Source organism: Corynebacterium humireducens NBRC 106098 = DSM 45392 (assembly GCF_000819445.1).
In the GTDB taxonomy this organism is placed as follows: Bacteria; Actinomycetota; Actinomycetes; order Mycobacteriales; family Mycobacteriaceae; genus Corynebacterium; species Corynebacterium humireducens.
This window is the reverse complement of record NZ_CP005286.1, coordinates 609,419-627,383: the sequence shown is the minus strand read 5'-3', so window position 1 is coordinate 627,383 and position 17,965 is coordinate 609,419. Positions and strand designations below refer to the sequence as shown.

The window sequence follows — 17,965 nt, the reverse complement described above, 5'->3', positions numbered from 1 at the left end:
GTGGACGCGAGCACGATACTTCATGCTTGTTGTTTGTTACGTTGCGTTGCACACACCCCCAAGAGGGGGATTGTTTGTGTGTTTTTGTCGGTCAATTAGTACCGGTCACCTCCACACCTTACAGTGCTACCAGATCCGGCCTATCAACCCCATCATCTATGGGGAACCTCAAAAGAAACCTCATCTCGAAACAGGCTTCCCGCTTAGATGCTTTCAGCGGTTATCCCTTCCGTACGTAGCCAACCAGCCCTGCTCCTGGCGGAACAACTGGCACACCAGAGGTACGTCCGTCCCGGTCCTCTCGTACTAGGGACAGCCTTCCACAAGTTTCAACGCGCGCGGCGGATAGAGACCGAACTGTCTCACGACGTTCTAAACCCAGCTCGCGTACCGCTTTAATGGGCGAACAGCCCAACCCTTGGGACCTACTCCAGCCCCAGGATGCGACGAGCCGACATCGAGGTGCCAAACCATCCCGTCGATATGGACTCTTGGGGAAGATCAGCCTGTTATCCCCGGGGTACCTTTTATCCGTTGAGCGACACCACATCCACAAGTTGGTGCCGGATCACTAGTCCCGACTTTCGTCCCTGCTCGAGCTGTCACTCTCACAGTCAAGCTCCCTTGTGCACTTACACTCACCACCTGATTGCCAACCAGGCTGAGGGAACCTTTGGGCGCCTCCGTTACATTTTAGGAGGCAACCGCCCCAGTTAAACTACCCACCAGGCACTGTCCCCAACCCAGATCATGGGCCAAGGTTCAGGTGTCCAATCCGATCAGAGTGGTATTTCAACAACGACTCCCACACAACTGGCGTCATGTGATCCAAGTCTCCCACCTATCCTACACAAACCGAACCGAACACCAATACCAAGCTATAGTGAAGGTCCCGGGGTCTTTTCGTCCTGCCGCGCGTAACGAGCATCTTTACTCGTACTGCAATTTCACCGGGCCTGTGGTTGAGACAGCAGGGAAGTCGTTACGCCATTCGTGCAGGTCGGAACTTACCCGACAAGGAATTTCGCTACCTTAGGATGGTTATAGTTACCACCGCCGTTTACTGGGGCTTAAATTCTCCGCTTCGCAACCCGAAGGTCGCTAACAGGTCCTCTTAACCTTCCAGCACCGGGCAGGCGTCAGTCCGTATACCTCAACTTCATCGTTTTCGCACGGACCTGTGTTTTTAATAAACAGTCGCTTCCCTCTATTCTCTGCGACCACCACCAGCTCCACATGCAAGATGCTTCACCAGTGACGGCCCCCCTTCTCCCGAAGTTACGGGGGCATTTTGCCGAGTTCCTTAACCACAGTTCACCCGAACGCCTTAGTATTCTCTACCTGACTACCTGTGTCGGTTTGGGGTACGGGCCATGTATGTACATCGCTAGAGGCTTTTCTCGACAGCACGGGATCACCGACATCACCCACAACGGGCTACGCATCACGTCTCACACATCATGAGGGGCGGATTTGCCTGTCCCCTCGTGCTACACGCTTACACCACAATCCAATAAGTGGCACGGCTACCCCACTGCGTCACCCCATCACTTGGCTACTACCAGATTAGGCCCCACGCACGCGCCAACTAACAGCATCAAAGATGCTGCCAGAAGGTTTGTGGGTGGTTAGTATCACTGATTCACCACGGGCGCACATACACGGGTACGGGAATATCAACCCGTTGTCCATCGACTACGCCTGTCGGCCTCGCCTTAGGTCCCGACTCACCCTGGGAAGACGAACTTGACCCAGGAACCCTTAGTCATCCGGCGGGCAAGATTCTCACTTGCCAATTCGTTACTCATGCCTGCATTCTCACTCGCACACACTCCACAGCCCCTCACGGTACTGCTTCACAGCATGCACGACGCTCCCCTACCCAAAAACTACTGTTTTTGCCGCGGCTTCGGCGGTGTACTTGAGCCCCATTACATTGTCGGCGCAGAACCACTCGACCAGTGAGCTATTACGCACTCTTTCAAGGATGGCTGCTTCTAAGCCAACCTCCTGGCTGTCTTCGCGATCCCACATCCTTTTCCACTTAGTACACCCTTAGGGGCCTTAGCCGGCGATCTGGGCTGTTTCCCTCTCGACTATGAAGCTTATCCCCCACAGTCTCACTGCTGCGCTAACTTGACCGGCATTCGGAGTTTGGCTGACATTGCTAAGATTGTGGTCCCGCTCAACCAACCAGTAGCTCTACCTCCAGCAAGCAACACGCAACGCTGCACCTAAATGCATTTCGGGGAGAACCAGCTATCACGGAGTTTGATTGGCCTTTCACCCCTACCCACAGCTCATCCCCTCAGTTTTCAACCTAAGTGGGTTCGCGCCTCCACGACGTCTTACCATCGCTTCACACTGGCCATGGGTAGATCACCCCGCTTCGGGTCCAGGACATGCCACTTACTCACCCTCGTTAGGATTCGCTTTCGCTACGACTACCCCTCACGGGTTAACCTCGCGACATGCCGCTGACTCGCAGGCTCATTCTTCCAAAGGCACGCCATCACACACAAGAGGTGCTCTGACGGATTGTAGGCACACGGTTTCAGGTACTATTTCACTCCCCTCCCGGGGTACTTTTCACCATTCCCTCACGGTACTATCCGCTATCGGTCACACTGGGTATTTAGGCTTACCGGGTGGTCCCGGCAGATTCACAGCAGATTTCACGGGCCCGCTGCTACTCGGGAACAACATCACGCACAGCTCCTGGTCTTCACGTACGGGACTCTCACCCTCTTCGGTGGGCCTTCCCAGACCACTTCCGCTAACCACGACACTGTGCGCCCGGGGGTGACAGCCCCCGGGAAGATGCATCCCACAACACCGCATGCGCAACCCCTGTCAGGTATCACACACACACGGTTTAGCCTCATCCGCGTTCGCTCGCCACTACTAACGGAATCATTGTTATTTTCTCCTCCTACGGGTACTGAGATGTTTCACTTCCCCGCGTCAACCTCCACCACGACTATGAATTCATCGTGGGGTGACCACCCATCACGGTGGCCGGGTTTCCCCATTCGGACATCCTCGGATCAACGCTCTATTGGCAACTCCCCGAGGCTTAACGCAGCCTTACACGTCCTTCATCGGCCCAGCATGCCAAGGCATCCACCATGTGCCCTTACACAAACACACAACAGCCGACCGCGTAACGACACGGCCGACCGGTGAACTACAACTTGAACAAACAACCACACACCACCCAACCCCCAAAAGGAGCCAGGGATGTGCGGCACACAAAAAATAAAGATGCTCGCGTCCACTATACAGTTCTCACACAACACACCACCCACCCCCGAAACCACCAGCACGAGGACATCCACGTCCCCCCACCGGCAGGCGGGAAAGATGAGCGATCACCGGAAACAACCATGTTGTCCCAGACACCCAACAGCGTGCCAACATACCCACAAATCTGTGATCACACTCGGCTGCGTGGCCGCACGATGCGCGTCCACCCGATTAACTTGTGGCCGGCGGGTCAACACTCGTGACCACCAACCGACCGACGCCACCGACGACAACTGTCAGACGTGGACTTGAAAAAGCTCCTTAGAAAGGAGGTGATCCAGCCGCACCTTCCGGTACGGCTACCTTGTTACGACTTCGTCCCAATCGCCGATCCCACCTTCGACAGCTCCCTCCACAAGGGTTGGGCCACTGGCTTCGGGTGTTACCAACTTTCATGACGTGACGGGCGGTGTGTACAAGGCCCGGGAACGTATTCACCGCAGCGTTGCTGATCTGCGATTACTAGCGACTCCGACTTCATGGGGTCGAGTTGCAGACCCCAATCCGAACTGAGGCCGGCTTTCAGCGATTAGCTCCACCTCACGGTGTGGCGACGCGTTGTACCGACCATTGTAGCATGTGTGAAGCCCTGGACATAAGGGGCATGATGATTTGACGTCATCCCCACCTTCCTCCGAGTTGACCCCGGCAGTCTCTCATGAGTCCCCACCATCACGTGCTGGCAACATAAGACAAGGGTTGCGCTCGTTGCGGGACTTAACCCAACATCTCACGACACGAGCTGACGACAACCATGCACCACCTGTACACCAGCCACAAGGGAAGGACCATCTCTGGCCCGGTCCGGTGTATGTCAAGCCCAGGTAAGGTTCTTCGCGTTGCATCGAATTAATCCACATGCTCCGCCGCTTGTGCGGGCCCCCGTCAATTCCTTTGAGTTTTAGCCTTGCGGCCGTACTCCCCAGGCGGGGCGCTTAATGCGTTAGCTACGGCACAGAAGTCGTGGAAGACCCCTACACCTAGCGCCCACCGTTTACGGCATGGACTACCAGGGTATCTAATCCTGTTCGCTACCCATGCTTTCGCTCCTCAGCGTCAGTTACTGCCCAGAGACCTGCCTTCGCCATCGGTGTTCCTCCTGATATCTGCGCATTTCACCGCTACACCAGGAATTCCAGTCTCCCCTACAGCACTCAAGTATTGCCCGTATCGCCTGCACGCCCGAGGTTAAGCCCCGGAATTTCACAGACGACGCGACAAACCACCTACGAGCTCTTTACGCCCAGTAATTCCGGACAACGCTCGCACCCTACGTATTACCGCGGCTGCTGGCACGTAGTTAGCCGGTGCTTCTTATACAGGTACCGTCACCAAAAGGCTTCGTCCCTGTCGAAAGAGGTTTACAACCCGAAGGCCGTCATCCCCCACGCGGCGTCGCTGCATCAGGCTTCCGCCCATTGTGCAATATTCCCCACTGCTGCCTCCCGTAGGAGTCTGGGCCGTATCTCAGTCCCAATGTGGCCGTCCACCCTCTCAGGCCGGCTACCCGTCGACGCCTTGGTAGGCCATTACCCCACCAACAAGCTGATAGGCCGCGGGCTCATCCCACACCGAAAAATCTTTCCACCCCCCACACTAAAGGAGGGTCCTATCCGGTATTAGACCCAGTTTCCCAGGCTTATCCCGAAGTGCAGGGCAGATCACCCACGTGTTACTCACCCGTTCGCCACTCGAGTACCCCAGCAAGCTGGGGCCTTTCCGTTCGACTTGCATGTGTTAAGCACGCCGCCAGCGTTCGTCCTGAGCCAGGATCAAACTCTCCACAAAAACTTCTATCAGAAGAATCAGGCAGGAAAGCCCAAACCCAACCAAAAACAAACAACCAGCACACCACCACCCAACCGGGCGATGATGAAAATGATTGTCCAAAATGATGATTCACAAACACCCCCACACCAACCACAGGCTGGTACCGGGGACATGTCCGCAACCCGGCCCCCACCACTTCGACGAGGAAGAAGAAGGAGGCCGGAAAAAATTCACGGTCATGATCATGTCTGCGCCACAACAACTCACACCAGACAACACTGATGCGCATTATTTCCAGTGGCACCCTGTCATAGAAGAAGGTACCACCCGGCACACACCCACCAACCCGAACATCATACGCCCGAGGCTGGCCGGCACACACAACCAATAGACCACAAACAAAAGTACATTGGCACACTATTGAGTTCTCACACAACATCCGCACGCTTTTCCCCGTTTCCCTCTCGGACTCCGGCTCTCAAGCGGCTTTATTGAACTTACGCTATCGGACTGACTGTGTCAAATCCAGGCTGTGAAGTTCTTGTTTTTATTTTTCTCTGTTCCCTTCCCAGCAACCTCTCGGTAACCGTTCTTGGCAACGATGAAAACTATACGAAGTTTGCTCGCGATAAGGCAAATCGCCAGTTCAGACGCATTAAACGACACTCTTCAACGGCCCTCCGGACACCATGCAAACGCTGCGCCGCGTGAACGGCAGGTGCCCGGGGCGTCGATAAGCGAGCAGCCCTAGTGGTAGACGGCGAGGAGGCCCTGGGGTCCGTCAATCACCTGGACCGGGGTGTGGAAGATGTCGGTGAGGATGTCGTCCCGCATGACCTCCTCCGGTGTACCGAACTCTGCGATGCGTCCCGACTTCACGGCACAGATGTAGTCCGCGTAGCGGGCGGCGAAGTTGATGTCGTGGAGGACGACGATGATGGTGCGGCCGAATTCCCGGGCGGCGGACTGCAGGTGCTTCATCATCTCGACGGAGTGGGCGATGTCGAGGTTGTTGAGGGGTTCGTCGAGAAGCACGTAGTCCGTCTCCTGGCACAGGACCATCGCGACATAGGCGCGCTGCCGCTGGCCGCCGGAGAGCTGGTCGAGGTAGCGGTCCTCAAGATCCGTGAGGCGGAGGAAGTCGATGTAGCGGGAGATGATCTCCTCGTCCTCTGCGGTGAGACGTCCCTGGGAGTAGGGGAAGCGGCCGAAACCGACGAGCTGACGGACGGTCAGCCGGGTGATGAAGTGGTTCTCCTGGCGCAGGATCGACAGGACACGGGCGAGATCCTTCGATTTCGTCGTGGTGATGTCGAACTGGGCGACCCGGATGTCACCGGAGTCCATGCCCAGCAGCCGACCGATCATGGTGAGCAGCGTCGACTTGCCGGCACCGTTCGGGCCGACGAGGGCGGTGATGCCGCCGGCCGGGATCTCCAGATCCACCGGGCCGATGGCGACGTCGCTGTTGTAGTCCTTGCGGACGTTCCGGAGAGTGATCACAACCGACCCTTTCGGAGGATGACGAAGAGGAACACGGAACCACCGACCAGCTCGATGATGATCGAGACGACGCCCTGGGCGTCGAAAATGTGGTTCATGATGAAGTAGGCGCCGGTAAGCACCACGAAGGCGACTGCCGTGGCCATCGGGAAGAGGTACCGGTGGTCGTAGGTGCCGGCGAACTGGTGGGCCAGCGTCGCAACGAGGAACCCGAGGAACGTCATCGGGCCGACGAGCGCGGTCGACACGGCCATGAGCACCGAGATGAGCACCAGCGTCGAGATCGCCACCGCCCGGTGATTCAGGCCGAGGTTCGTGGCGGCGTCACGCCCCAGGGAGATGACGTTGAGCCGGCGCGAGTTGAGGTACAGGAGCGCCGTGGCCACCACGACCAGCGGGATCGCCACCGGGTAGTACGCGGGGTCGGCGTTGTTGACCGAGCCGAAGAGTCGCGCGGTGAGCACGTCGAACTCACTCGGGGTGAGCATGCGCTGCATGAACGTCGACACCGAGCCCAGGCCCCCGCCGATGACGATGCCGACGAGCAGCATCGCGTGCATGTTGCCGCGGCGACCGGTCAGCAGCCACGAGTACAGCAGGAGGGACAGTCCCATCATGAGCACCAGCTGCACGAGGAAGGTCCCGAGCGTCCGCGCCCCGATGAGCCCGGCGGCGCCGAAGAAGTAGATCGTCGTCGTGTGGATCGCGGTGTACAGCGACTCGAAACCCATGATCGACGGGGTGATGATCCGGTTGTTCGTCACCGTCTGGAAGGCCACGGTGGCCACCGCCTGGCTGACGGCGACGACGGCCATCGCGATGAGGGCATCGGCCCGCCGTTCGGCGATGAGCCAGAACGTCTCGGTGCCGAAGGGCATCGGGTTGTTCCAGGCCAGCAGCCCGCCGGCGAAGAGCAGTCCGGCGGCGACGAGCGCGGACAGGATGATCCAGTACCGGCGGGCGGCGTCGGCCGTCCGGAAGGCGCCGACCGGACGCGACGACCGCGGGCCGGCCGACCGCACATCCCCGATGAGAAGGTTTTCGACGCGAGTGTTGCTATCCATGGCGCTGCCTCACGATCAGGGTGATGAAGACGGCCGCACCGATGATGCCGAGGATCACGGACACCGGAATCTCGAAGGGCGAGATGATGGTGCGTCCGATGAGGTCACAGACGGTGACGATGCCGACGCCCAGCAACCCCACCCACGGCAGGTTGGAACGCAGGTCGTCGCCGCGGAACATCGAGACGATGTTCGGCACGATGAGCCCCAGGAACGGCAGACTGCCGACCACGACGGTGACCACGCCGGTAGCGACCGCGATCAGCCCCGTCCCGATGAGGATCAGCCGGTGGTAGTTAAGGCCGACGTTGGTGGCGATCTCCTCGCCCAGGCCGGCGACGGTGAGACGGTCGGCGAAGAGGAAGATGGCCACGACGACGAGGACCACGACCCACAGCACCTCATACTGTCCGCGGAGGATGTCCGTGAAGGACCCGGCGAACCACACGCCCAGGCTCTGGAGCATGTCCGTCTGCAGGGCGAAGAAGGTGGACACGGAACTCACCACCGCGCCGAGCATGATGCCGATGATCGGCACGACGAGGCTCGACCGCAGCGAGACACGACGGAGGAAGAGGAAGAACACCATCGTGCCGATGAACGCGAAGACCACCGCGCCCAGCATGCGGTCCATGATCGAGGCCGCCGGGATGAAGTAGGTCACCGCCAGCAGACCGAGGCCGGCCCACTCGGTGGTGCCGGTGGTCGTCGGCTCGACGAAACGGTTCTGCGTGAGCAGCTGCATGACCAGGCCCGACATCGCCATCGCGGCGCCGGCCAGGACCAGCGCGATGGTGCGTGGGATGCGGGTGGCGGCGAACATCTCCCAGCCGTCGTCGGTGCCGAGGATGTCGTACTCCCCCACCGACAGTGACACGCCGAGCAGGACGAGGACGACCACGACCCCGAGGGCCAACCTCCAGTCGAGGAGTCTCCTCCTCGTCCGGGCGTTCCGGGCCGGGGGCGTCTGTGTCTTCTGCGTCTGTGCCGTCTCTGTCGTTGATGTGGTCATGCTCTGGCCAGCTTTCTGCGGGTCTTACCTGGCCGCTTCGAAGGCGTCCGCGAGACCGTTGAGGATCTCGGTGTAGGTGATGATGGACTCGTTGGTGTAGGTGTCCGCCGGCGCGTAGACGACCTGGCCCTCGCGGATGGCGGTGACGTTCTTCAGGGGATCGGAACCCTCGATGACCTGCGCAGCAGCGACGTACTCGTCGGTGTTGCGGGTGTCGGTGGCGCCGTCGCGGTCGAGAACGAGGATCCAGTCGGGGTTGGCGGAGGCGATGGCCTCGACGGAGATGTCGTCGCCCTGGTGGTCGTCGGAGGCGTTGGCGACCTCGAGCGCCGGGGTCAGGCCGAGCAGTTCGAAGACGGGGCCGTAGGTGCGTCCGACCTTGGGCGCGATGTAGCCGATGGTGCCGCCGGAGACGTTGACGGCCATGACCTTCTGCTGCGGGTCGTAGGCGGCCTTGGCGCGCTCGAGCGCCTCGTCGAAGTCGGCGATGAGCTGCTCGGCCTCGGACTCCTTGCCGAAGACCTTGCCCAGCTCCTCGACCTGGCGCTTGAGCTCGGCGTCGAGCGGCTCGCCCTTGCGCGGCTCGAACTCGACGACGACGGCCTGCGGGTTGAGCTTCTTCACGGCGTCGTAGTGCTGCGCGAAGCGCTGACCGTTGATGATGAGGTCCGGCTGCGCGGCGGTGAGTGCCTCGAGGTCCGGTTCGCGGTGGGTGCCGAGGTCGATGATCTCGTCATTCGTCTTGTAGCCCTCGACGGTGAACGGCACGAGCCGCTTCGGTGCCGCCACGAGGTCGACGCCCCAGGCGTCGAGAACCTCGAAGGTGCGGTTGTCGGTGGAGGCGATCCTCTCCACGGGGAGGGTGATCTCCTGGGTGCCGAAGTTGTCCTCGACGGTGATCGTGCTTTCCGACGCCGCCGTGCTCACGTCGGCATCGGTGCCGGCGGTGGTGCCGGTGGCGTCGGAGCAGGCGGTCAGCAGCAGGGCGGAGGCGGCGACGGCGGCAAGGAAGGTGTGGCGGAAGCGTGCCATGGTGTCAGTGGTGTCCTTCATGGGTTGTTGTCGTGCACCAGCGTCCTGGTGGTGAGGTGAGGGCGCCCCGGACGGAGACGATACAAGGCAACCCTAACTAAGGCAAGGCTTACCTCCACCGTGCCGGAGATCCATCCTCCCACCTGCAGGTTCGAACACGTCCCCCCGACCATGTCGGGGAAGCGCCTTACGCTGGAGGCATGAACGACTCCCGGACACTCCTGCGTGCTCTCCCCCACCTCGGCGAGACCTTCACGCTTGACGACGCCGCCGCCACCCTCCGTAGCCTCGACCCCTGCGGCTGGCCCGTACCCCCTGACCGCGACAGGGTGGCCTGGCTGCTCCACGACCTGGTCAACTCCGGCCACGTCCTCCCCGAGGGCACGCGCTTCCGGATCGACCCCGAGGAACTGCTCGGCCCGGCCCTGACCGACCCGCCCGACCACCCCGTGTTCGCTGTCACCGAGTGGAACTCCGACATCCGGCAGGCCCTGTCCCGCAGCGCCGTCGCGCTCCTGCTCGTCGCCCACCGGCTGCGTCGCAGCCTGCCCCAGGAACACCCCGCGGCCGGCGACATCTTCACGCGCGCGGTCGTGTACCTCCTGGCCTCCCCCACTTTCCGGGAGGACATCGCCGCCATGCCCGAACCTCTCGACCCCGCCCGGGTGATGGCGGCGGCAGCCCGCACCATCGCGGACACACACCCTCTGGGCCACCCCTCCCCGGTAGACCTCCCCGCAGGGGTCGACGCCACCAGCCGACTCCTCGGTTGGCAGAGCCCGGACCCCGCCATCGGACCACTACAGGACCTGCTCGCCGCCGATCCACAGGCCTCCCTCGTGGAGGAGTACCGGGCACTGCTGGAGCCAGATCCCCACTCGTGGATTCCCGACGGCACCGACCTCAGCGCCGCCGAACTGTGGACGTACCCGGAGTTCGCCGTCCGCACCCCCGCCACGCAGACGACGTCCCCGGTGCGTGCCCTCGGCCGGCACTACCTCTACGCCTTCGACTCCCCGCTCTCCGAGACGTCGGTCGCCCTCGACCCCCTGCTGCGCACATACGATCCCCGGGTCATCGGCGGCAATCTCCTGGCGACACGACGCGACGTCACGTCCCTGCTGCTCACCCGCCGGACGACAGTCGAGGAGGTTCCGCCGGAGCGCCCCACGCGTATCCGAGCAGAGATCGCACGGACAGGGATGAGGCTGTACGACGACCTTCCCGCCGCGGAGGCCCAGATCCTCGCGGAGGCCCTGACACTGGGCACCGCGGTGACCATCGACTACCGGAACAAGGCGGGCGTCGAGTCGCGCCGCACAATCACCAACCCCACCCTGGTGAGCAACACCCTGCTCCGCGGCTTCTGCCACCTCCGCGGCGAGGACCGGACGTTCCGGATCGACCAGATCTCCCGCGTCCGGCGCGCCTGGTGACTACTTGCAACCTCCTCAATGCCCTGAAGATTCCGCAGGTAACGGATAACCTGTATGCATTCTCAAGCAAAAACACTTGCCCCGCCGAATCCACACGTCAGTTAAGGAAAGCACGATCCATGTCCATTGCCCAGGAGATCTACAACCTCGCAAATCGCGTTCGCGAGCTGAAGTCTGTAATTGAGACAGAGGAGGCCACAAAGACCGCATTCGTCATCCCGTTCATCAATAATGTTCTGGGATACGACGTCACCGATCCGCGCGAGGTCATTCCCGAGTACACCGCAGACGTGGGGATCAAGAAGGGCGAGAAGGTCGATTTCGCCATCAAGATCGGCGACGACTTCCGATTCCTCATCGAGTGCAAGAAGGTCGGCGCTCCCCTCCATCTCGATCACGCGAACCAGCTCGTCCGGTACTTCAATGTCACCGACACCGAGTTCGCCATCCTCACCAATGGCGAGGTGTACAAGTTCTACGCCCAGCTCGATGCGGCTAACCGCATGGACGAGAAACCCTTCATGACCATCGACCTTTCCAACGTCGATGACCGTGTCTTCCCGCACTTGGAAATGTGCACCAAGTCGAAGTTTGACTTCGACACCATTGCCGCCAGCGCGGAAGAACTCAAGTACGTCGCCGAGCTCAAGAAGGTCCTGTCCTCCCAGTTCCGCGAGCCGGACACCGAATGGGTCAAACAGCTCGCCGCCCGCGTGACCAGCAAGCGGATGACCGCCGCAAATCTCGAGGTGTTCGAGAAGTTGGTGTCCACTGCCCAGTCGCAGTTCCTCAAGGACGAGGCTAACCGGCGACTCAGGTCCGCCCAGGAACTTGACGAAAACCGCGCCGACCGAGTGGCGTCTCCCGAGGACCCCGCAGAGATCCCGCAGGAGGAGGACATTCTTCCCGAGGACGGCATCGTCACCACGGAGGAGGAGTTGCACGCCTACGGCATCATCCGTGCCATTGGCTGCGCCGAAGTCCCGAGCGCAGACATCACGATGCGTGACGCCAAGTCCTACTGCGCGATCCTTTACCAGGACAACAACCGCAAGCCGATCGCGCGGCTCTACTTCGACCGAAAGGTTCCTCGCATCGGGATTTTCGACGAAAACCGCAGGGAGCATTACCACGACCTGGGGGATATCGAGGATATTTACGAGCACTCGCATGCCCTCCGGGCCCGGGTCTCAGCCCTTCGTGACAATTAGGCTGCCGAAGAGATGAAAGTGCCGCCGCCCCAACCCGGGGACGGCGGCACTTTACTTTTGCTTAAGCCGACTACTTGCCACCCTTGGTCATCAGTGCCAGGCCGATGGCCAGCATGAACACATCCTTGGACAGGGCCATGCCCTCCTGGGACGGGCGGATGCCGTCGGCCTCGGTGTTCTCCGGGTTGCGGAAGTACATGGACAGCAGGCCACCGGAGAAGGCGGTGAGGGCAGCGCCGGCCAGCTTGTTGGAGACGAACGGAGCGAGCAGGGAGGCGCCGATGGCGGTCTCCGCGTAGCCGAGCCAGGTGCCGAACTTGTCGGACGGCAGCTTGGCCAGGGCCGGGATGCCGGTGGCGGCGGCCTGCTGGATGCCGGCGGAGTACTCGGCCGGCATGCCGATCTTGCCCACACCGGAGTTGGTGATGAAGGCACCGGTAACGCCGCGCAGAATGGCATCGGAGATGAAGGACATGGTTGTTGCTCCTCGCTAAGTTGTTGACGTATCTACAACAAAGGATAGCGAGAGAATGCGGTCACGTCAAGTACCGCCCGGTGGCGGGCCGCCACAGAGCGTCGACAAGCTGCTTGTCGACGCCCCACGTCGGAGCGCCGAGAGATGGACGGAAACCGCCACCACCCAGGGGATTCTTCCGTGCCCGCTACGGGCCCAGAATCCTCTCCACCAGGACCCTGCCGCCGTCCCCGAAACGGTCCCTGAAGAGCGCCGCCAGCGCCGGCTCCTGAAGCGCGGCGAAAGTCCGGGCGTCGAGGTCGGGGGCGGACTCATCGGAGGAGTGCAGCCACACCAGGATCTGCTCCCCCGACCCGTTGCGCAGCACGCCCTCCTCACGGAGCTCCCGGAGGGCGAGCACGATCCGCTCCTCGTAATCACGGGTCAGGGCGGCGTAGGCGTCATCGTCGATCACGTCCCCGGTACCGAACGCCTGACAACCCGACAGTTCCCAGATGGCGCTGGCCACGCGTCCGGGTGGGACATCCTCGGGGTGCTCTGCCTCCAGCGGCCATTCCGACGGGTACCACAGGGCTGCGAGATCCTCCTCACCTCCCGACTGCGCCTCTGCGAGCCACTCCGCCCCGGCCCCGGCGACGTAGAACCCCGTCAGGTCCTCCACGACGCCGCAGGCCATCAGAGTCAGGGTCGGGTCGGCGGCAAGCAGTTCGGCGACACCCTCCCGGAGGGTGGTCGAGATGGCGGCATCCAGGCGGGTGAAGTCAGTCATGCGGGCGATGCTACTACCGGGTCCTGCACGTCGCAGCGCACGCAGAACGTGGGGGGTGGGATTCCTACAATATTCCCGTAACAGGTTCATTCTGGGCCCTTGCGGGACCTCACCGTTCGGGGCCGCACAGGGCCACCACCTGCACAGACACGACAAAACCCCCGGTCAGTGACGACCAGGGGTTTTGCCTTCTGTGGAGCTGCCGGGAATTGAACCCGGGTCCTCCGCAACCTCGCCAGGGCTTCTCCGTGCGCAGTTCGCGCTGGATCTCTGCTCGACCCTCCGGCTCGGACGAACACGTTCCGGATGATGGGCCCAGTCAGCGGTGGGTGTCCCGTCCAACCCCGCTGACGCGGCCGGACGGCAAGTTCCCTAGTCGATGCCAGGGTCCGGGTCGGGAACGAGCCCGGTCTGACAGACACGCGGTCGCTACTTAGGCAGCGAGGGCGTAGTCGCGCTGAGTGTTCTCGGCGCTTATGGGTTTGCTGCGACGCTTACGGTGGTCCTCAGCCTGCACCGGCACGCTTCCCCTGGCTCAATATACGAAGTCGAAACCTGAATCAGCCCCGTACTCTGCGGCGGGATTGTGCAATCGTTCCGCAGGATGGTTCATGCTAACTCTTGTGAAGCCGCTTCGTCAACCACTCCGCGAGAACGATCGCCTGGTTGTGCTCCCGGTCGGCCACACCGTAGAGGAGGGTGAGGTCGTCCTCCGCCCACTGCAGGAGCTTCTCGACGTCCTCCTGTCCCTCCGCCGCCAGTTCATCGAGTTCCGCGCGGTAGCGCTTCCGGAACTCCGTCCACTTCTCCGGGTCGTGGCCGTACCATTTCCGCAGTTCGGTGCTGGGGGCGACGTTCTTCAGCCACGCCCACTCCATGTCCGCCTTCGCCACCCCACGGGGCCACAGTCGGTCGGTGAGCACGCCCCGGCCGTGGACGGTGGCGTCGCCACGGAGGACGTCGTGGACCTTGGCGGTGTGGATCATCCCGTGATGCCCTTCACCCGGCGGCCGAGTTCGCGGGTGATCTCGCGTTCCTCGGTGCGTCGTTTGATGTCTTGGCGCTTGTCGTAGTCCTGCTTACCCTGCGCGAGGCCGAGCTCGAGTTTGACGTATCCGTTCTTGAGGTAGAGCTGGAGCGGTACGAGGGTGCGGTTGCCGTCGCGGACCTTGCCCATGATGGAGTCGATCTCGCGGCGGTGCAGGAGGAGTTTGCGGGTGCGCTTCGGCGGGTGGTTGGTCCACGACCCCATGGAGTACTCCGGGATGTGGAGGTTGCGCAGCCACACCTCGCCCTCGTCGACGGTGGCGAAGGCGTCGGCGATGGACACCTTGCCCTCGCGCAGCGACTTGATCTCCGTGCCCACCAGCACGATGCCGCATTCGTAGGTCTCGAGGATGTGGTAGTCGTGCCGGGCCCGGCGGTTGGTGGCCAGGATGCTGCGATCCTGATTCTTTTTCTTCTTGCCCATAGTCAGGACCATGTTACAGCAGGAGAATCAGCAGGATGAGCGCGATCACCGGGATCGCCGCCAGCACCCACGGCGCGACCGGACGCCGGCGGAGCGCCCCGGCGGTCCGCGGGGTGGAGCTGAGCGCGGTGGTCGCGGGCACCTGCAGGGCGAGGGCGGCCAGCGCCGCGCGTTCCACGATCATGGGTCCGTGGTCACGCACCGCCACGTGGTAGCGGTCGCGGTTCTCGGGGTGCCCGGTCAGGGCCACGGTCGTCTCCCAAGGGTGCTTCGCGACGAGCGCCGCCACCCGGTCCGCGTCGAAACGCTCGCTGCGCCCGGGATGGACGGTGAGGAGGTCACGGTCGGCGTCGATGAGCAGCACCCGGTGGCCGGTGAGGCGATGGAGGACCTCGACGTCGGTGAGCAGCTGGACGTCGTCCCCGGTGACGCCCGCGAGGGCGAGGTCCCCGACGACCCTGCCCAGCTGCGTGACGGGCAGGTCCGCCGGGTGCACGAGGACGACACGCTGCGGGGCACCGTCGGTCGCGCGGGCGGCGACATCGACGGCCCGGGCGAGCGTCGGGAAGGAACCCATGAGCTGCACGCCCGCGGCACCGGTGATCGCGCACCCGACGCCGCCATCCCCGTACGACAGACCCAGTTCCCACATCAGAGCAGGAACACCACCGCGAGGACGACGATGAGCGCGAGGACGAGGATGAGCACCATGCGCGTCGTGTTGATGTTGCGCTCCGGGTTGAGCTCCACGGGGGTATCCGAGGGCGGGGGCATGGTGACCAGGGAGTCCTCGGTGGGGAACTCGAGCGCCAGCTTCGCGACGTCGACACGCTCGTAGGACCTCTCCCCCAGCGTCGGGAAGGAGACGGTCACGGGGGTCGGCCGCGGTTCCGGCTGGGGACCGAAGAAGTTCTTCTTCGGGGCGGCCGTCGGGTACGTCACCAGCGTGGCCTGCTCACCGAGGGCGGTGGAGAGCACCTCGACGTCGTTGCGCACCTGCACGTTGTGCCCCGGGATACCCGCGATGACGAGTTCACCCAGGTACCACTTGAGTTCGTGCGGCTGCAGATCCGACTCGATGATGAGGACGACCTTGTCGGGGACACGGGTCTCCTCCCCCTCGGCGGAGAATCGCACGGCGCGGTCGACCTCCGGGAAGAAGCCGGTGATCTCGATGATGCCCGACGCCCCGAGCTTCGCGGTGCCGAGTCCGAGGGGGGTGGCGGTCAGTGCCAGGGTCCAGGTCATGGGGTCTACTTTCTCACATAGCTGCGGAGCGCCACCTGAGCGGTGAGGCCGGCGAAGAGGATGCCGGCGACGGCCACGAGGGGCATCACCAGCCAGATACTGCCCGTGGTGAGCGGTGCGATGAGCTGCGAATCGTACAGCCCGCCCAACGCCTTGTCGATGACGAACTCCTTGCCCAGGAACAGCCCCGCCGCCGCGAGGACCGCGCCGATGAGCGTCGCCAGGACCGCCTCCAGCACGAAGGGCGCCTCGGTGTACCACCGGGACGCACCCACCATGCGCATGATGGAGATCTCCTCCCGGCGCGCGAAGGCCGCGATCTGCACCATGTTCGCGATGAGGAACACCGCCGCCACCGCCTGCACCGCCGCCAGCAGGAACGTGGCGTTGCGCACCGCGTCGAGGTTGTCGGTCGCCCCCCGCAGGTCATCGACCTGGTCGACGATGGTGTCCACCTGCTCCAGGTCACGCACCGGCTCCAGCGGCCGCTGGTCCAGCGGATCACTCAGGCGCACGTGCAGCGCGGCGGGCAGGGCGTCCGGGGAGGTCTCGGCGACCAGCTGCGGGTCGGTGTGCTCGAAGACCTCGACGAAACGCTCGAAGGACTGCTCACGCGAGCGGAAGATGACGGACTCGACGCCGTCGGCGCCGTCGAGAAGCCCCTTGACCTCGACACACGCCTCGGAGGAGCAGTCGCTGTCGTTCGCGGAGATGTCCTCGTCGAGCTGGATCATCACCTCCACGCGGTCGAGGTAGATCCCCTTGGTGTCCTCGGTCATCTGCGTGACCAGGAAACCGGTCGCCAGCAGCGCCAACGAGATCGCGGTGGTGATGATGAGCGCGATGGACATGGTGATGTTCCGGCCCAGTCCGCGCAGGGCCTCACGGAGAACGAATCCGAGTGTCATGGGTGTCTCCTTCTAGCGGGTTTCGCCGTAGACGCCGCGGGCGTCGTCACGCATGAGCTTGCCGAGGTGCAGCTCGATCACCCGGCGGCGCATGTCGTCGACCGCGCGGGCGTTGTGCGTCGACATGACGACCGTGGTGCCGCCGCGGTTGATCTGGCTGAGCAGCGCCATGATGCCGTCGGACGTCTCGGGGTCGAGGTTGCCGGTCGGCTCGTCGGCGAGCAGGAGCAGCGGCCGGTTGACCACCGCGCGGGCGACGGCCACGCGCTGCTGCTCACCGCCGGACAGTTCGTTGGGCATGCGGTCCGCCTTGGCGGCCAGGCCGACCATGTCGAGCACGTCGGGGACCGCCTTGGCGATCTGCGCGCGCGACTTGCCGATGACCTCCAGCGCGAACGCCACATTGTCGTGCACGTTGAGCTTCGGCAGCAGGCGGAAATCCTGGAAGACGTAGCCGATGCGGCGGCGCAGCTCGTTGATCTGCCTGCCGCGCAGCTTGTTCACGTGGAAATCCGCGAAGTGGATGTCACCCTCGGTGACGTTCTCCTCCCGGATGAGCAGCTCCAGGAAGGTGGACTTGCCGGAGCCGGAGGGCCCGATGAGGAAGACGAAGTCACCCTTGTCGATGGTCAGGGAGATGTTGTCCAGGGCCGGACGCGTCGAGGTCGGGTAGACCTTGGTGACGGAGTCGAAGGTGATCACGTCTCACACCTTAGCCAACGGCCTGCGGCGATCGGGGCGGGTGGGAGGATTCACAGGG

Annotated in this window: 14 protein-coding genes, 2 rRNA genes and 1 other RNA gene; 2 read left to right on the top strand and 15 right to left on the bottom strand. The window is 62.7% G+C overall.

The genetic code is table 11. The annotated features are described in order from the left end of the window. Nucleotides 1-74: 74 nt before the first annotated feature. The 6 genes from B842_RS03140 to B842_RS03115 all read right to left on the bottom strand — a co-directional run bounded on the left by B842_RS03140 (nucleotide 75) and on the right by B842_RS03115 (nucleotide 9,687). Nucleotides 75-3,150 (bottom strand): 23S ribosomal RNA (locus B842_RS03140). Between the two features lie 421 nt (nucleotides 3,151-3,571). Further along, nucleotides 3,572-5,094 (bottom strand): 16S ribosomal RNA (locus B842_RS03135). Together the 16S and 23S rRNA genes form the textbook arrangement of a ribosomal RNA operon. A 729-nt stretch (nucleotides 5,095-5,823) precedes the next feature. Beyond that, nucleotides 5,824-6,579, bottom strand: coding sequence for an iron ABC transporter ATP-binding protein (locus tag B842_RS03130; protein ID WP_040085151.1), 756 nt, complete (start codon nucleotides 6,577-6,579; stop codon nucleotides 5,824-5,826). Continuing rightward, nucleotides 6,576-7,643 (bottom strand): iron chelate uptake ABC transporter family permease subunit, encoded by a 1,068-nt coding sequence (locus B842_RS03125; RefSeq protein ID WP_040085149.1) that lies wholly within the window; start codon nucleotides 7,641-7,643, stop codon nucleotides 6,576-6,578. The genes B842_RS03130 and B842_RS03125 overlap by 4 nt, the downstream gene beginning before the upstream one ends. Then, nucleotides 7,636-8,655 (bottom strand): ABC transporter permease, encoded by a 1,020-nt coding sequence (locus tag B842_RS03120; RefSeq protein ID WP_082028349.1) that lies wholly within the window; start codon nucleotides 8,653-8,655, stop codon nucleotides 7,636-7,638. The genes B842_RS03125 and B842_RS03120 overlap by 8 nt, the downstream gene beginning before the upstream one ends. A 24-nt stretch (nucleotides 8,656-8,679) precedes the next feature. Next, on the bottom strand, nucleotides 8,680-9,687 hold the full coding sequence (locus tag B842_RS03115; protein ID WP_040087268.1) for a siderophore ABC transporter substrate-binding protein: 1,008 nt from the start codon (nucleotides 9,685-9,687) through the stop codon (nucleotides 8,680-8,682). A 200-nt stretch (nucleotides 9,688-9,887) separates the two neighbouring features. On the opposite strand from B842_RS03115, the gene B842_RS03110 reads away from it, so the two are divergent. Both B842_RS03110 and B842_RS03105 read left to right on the top strand, forming a co-directional pair. After that, nucleotides 9,888-11,123 carry a WYL domain-containing protein gene (locus B842_RS03110; RefSeq protein ID WP_040085147.1) on the top strand — a complete coding sequence of 412 codons (1,236 nt, stop codon included), beginning with the start codon at nucleotides 9,888-9,890 and terminating at the stop codon, nucleotides 11,121-11,123. Between the two features lie 119 nt (nucleotides 11,124-11,242). Then, on the top strand, nucleotides 11,243-12,334 hold the full coding sequence (locus B842_RS03105; protein ID WP_040085145.1) for a type I restriction endonuclease: 1,092 nt from the start codon (nucleotides 11,243-11,245) through the stop codon (nucleotides 12,332-12,334). A 70-nt stretch (nucleotides 12,335-12,404) separates the two neighbouring features. Here the strand turns inward: B842_RS03105 and B842_RS03100 are convergent, their stop codons facing one another. The 9 genes from B842_RS03100 to ftsE all read right to left on the bottom strand — a co-directional run bounded on the left by B842_RS03100 (nucleotide 12,405) and on the right by ftsE (nucleotide 17,907). Beyond that, nucleotides 12,405-12,809, bottom strand: a complete 405-nt coding sequence (locus B842_RS03100) for a hypothetical protein (protein ID WP_040085144.1) — start codon at nucleotides 12,807-12,809, stop codon at nucleotides 12,405-12,407. 187 nt (nucleotides 12,810-12,996) lie between these two features. Beyond that, nucleotides 12,997-13,578 (bottom strand): hypothetical protein, encoded by a 582-nt coding sequence (locus B842_RS03095; RefSeq protein WP_040085143.1) that lies wholly within the window; start codon nucleotides 13,576-13,578, stop codon nucleotides 12,997-12,999. A gap of 191 nt (nucleotides 13,579-13,769) precedes the next feature. Beyond that, nucleotides 13,770-14,146: a transfer-messenger RNA gene (gene ssrA, locus B842_RS13370) on the bottom strand. A 46-nt stretch (nucleotides 14,147-14,192) separates the two neighbouring features. Beyond that, complete coding sequence (locus B842_RS03090; RefSeq protein ID WP_040085142.1) at nucleotides 14,193-14,564, bottom strand: DUF488 domain-containing protein; 372 nt, start codon at nucleotides 14,562-14,564, stop codon at nucleotides 14,193-14,195. Further along, a complete protein-coding gene (gene smpB / locus B842_RS03085) occupies nucleotides 14,561-15,049 on the bottom strand; it encodes an SsrA-binding protein SmpB (RefSeq protein ID WP_040085141.1) in 489 nt (162 codons plus the stop codon). Before smpB ends, B842_RS03090 begins: the two co-directional genes overlap by 4 nt. 13 nt (nucleotides 15,050-15,062) lie before the next feature. Next, nucleotides 15,063-15,701 carry a hypothetical protein gene (locus B842_RS03080; protein WP_040085139.1) on the bottom strand — a complete coding sequence of 213 codons (639 nt, stop codon included), beginning with the start codon at nucleotides 15,699-15,701 and terminating at the stop codon, nucleotides 15,063-15,065. Continuing rightward, the gene (locus B842_RS03075) at nucleotides 15,701-16,297 is read right to left on the bottom strand and encodes a hypothetical protein (protein WP_040085137.1); all 597 of its coding nucleotides are present in this window, start codon (nucleotides 16,295-16,297) and stop codon (nucleotides 15,701-15,703) included. Before B842_RS03075 ends, B842_RS03080 begins: the two co-directional genes overlap by 1 nt. Nucleotides 16,298-16,302: 5 nt before the next feature. After that, complete coding sequence (ftsX, locus tag B842_RS03070; protein WP_040085136.1) at nucleotides 16,303-17,205, bottom strand: permease-like cell division protein FtsX; 903 nt, start codon at nucleotides 17,203-17,205, stop codon at nucleotides 16,303-16,305. Between the two features lie 12 nt (nucleotides 17,206-17,217). Further along, a complete protein-coding gene (gene ftsE / locus B842_RS03065) occupies nucleotides 17,218-17,907 on the bottom strand; it encodes a cell division ATP-binding protein FtsE (protein WP_040085135.1) in 690 nt (229 codons plus the stop codon). Nucleotides 17,908-17,965 lie beyond the last annotated feature (58 nt).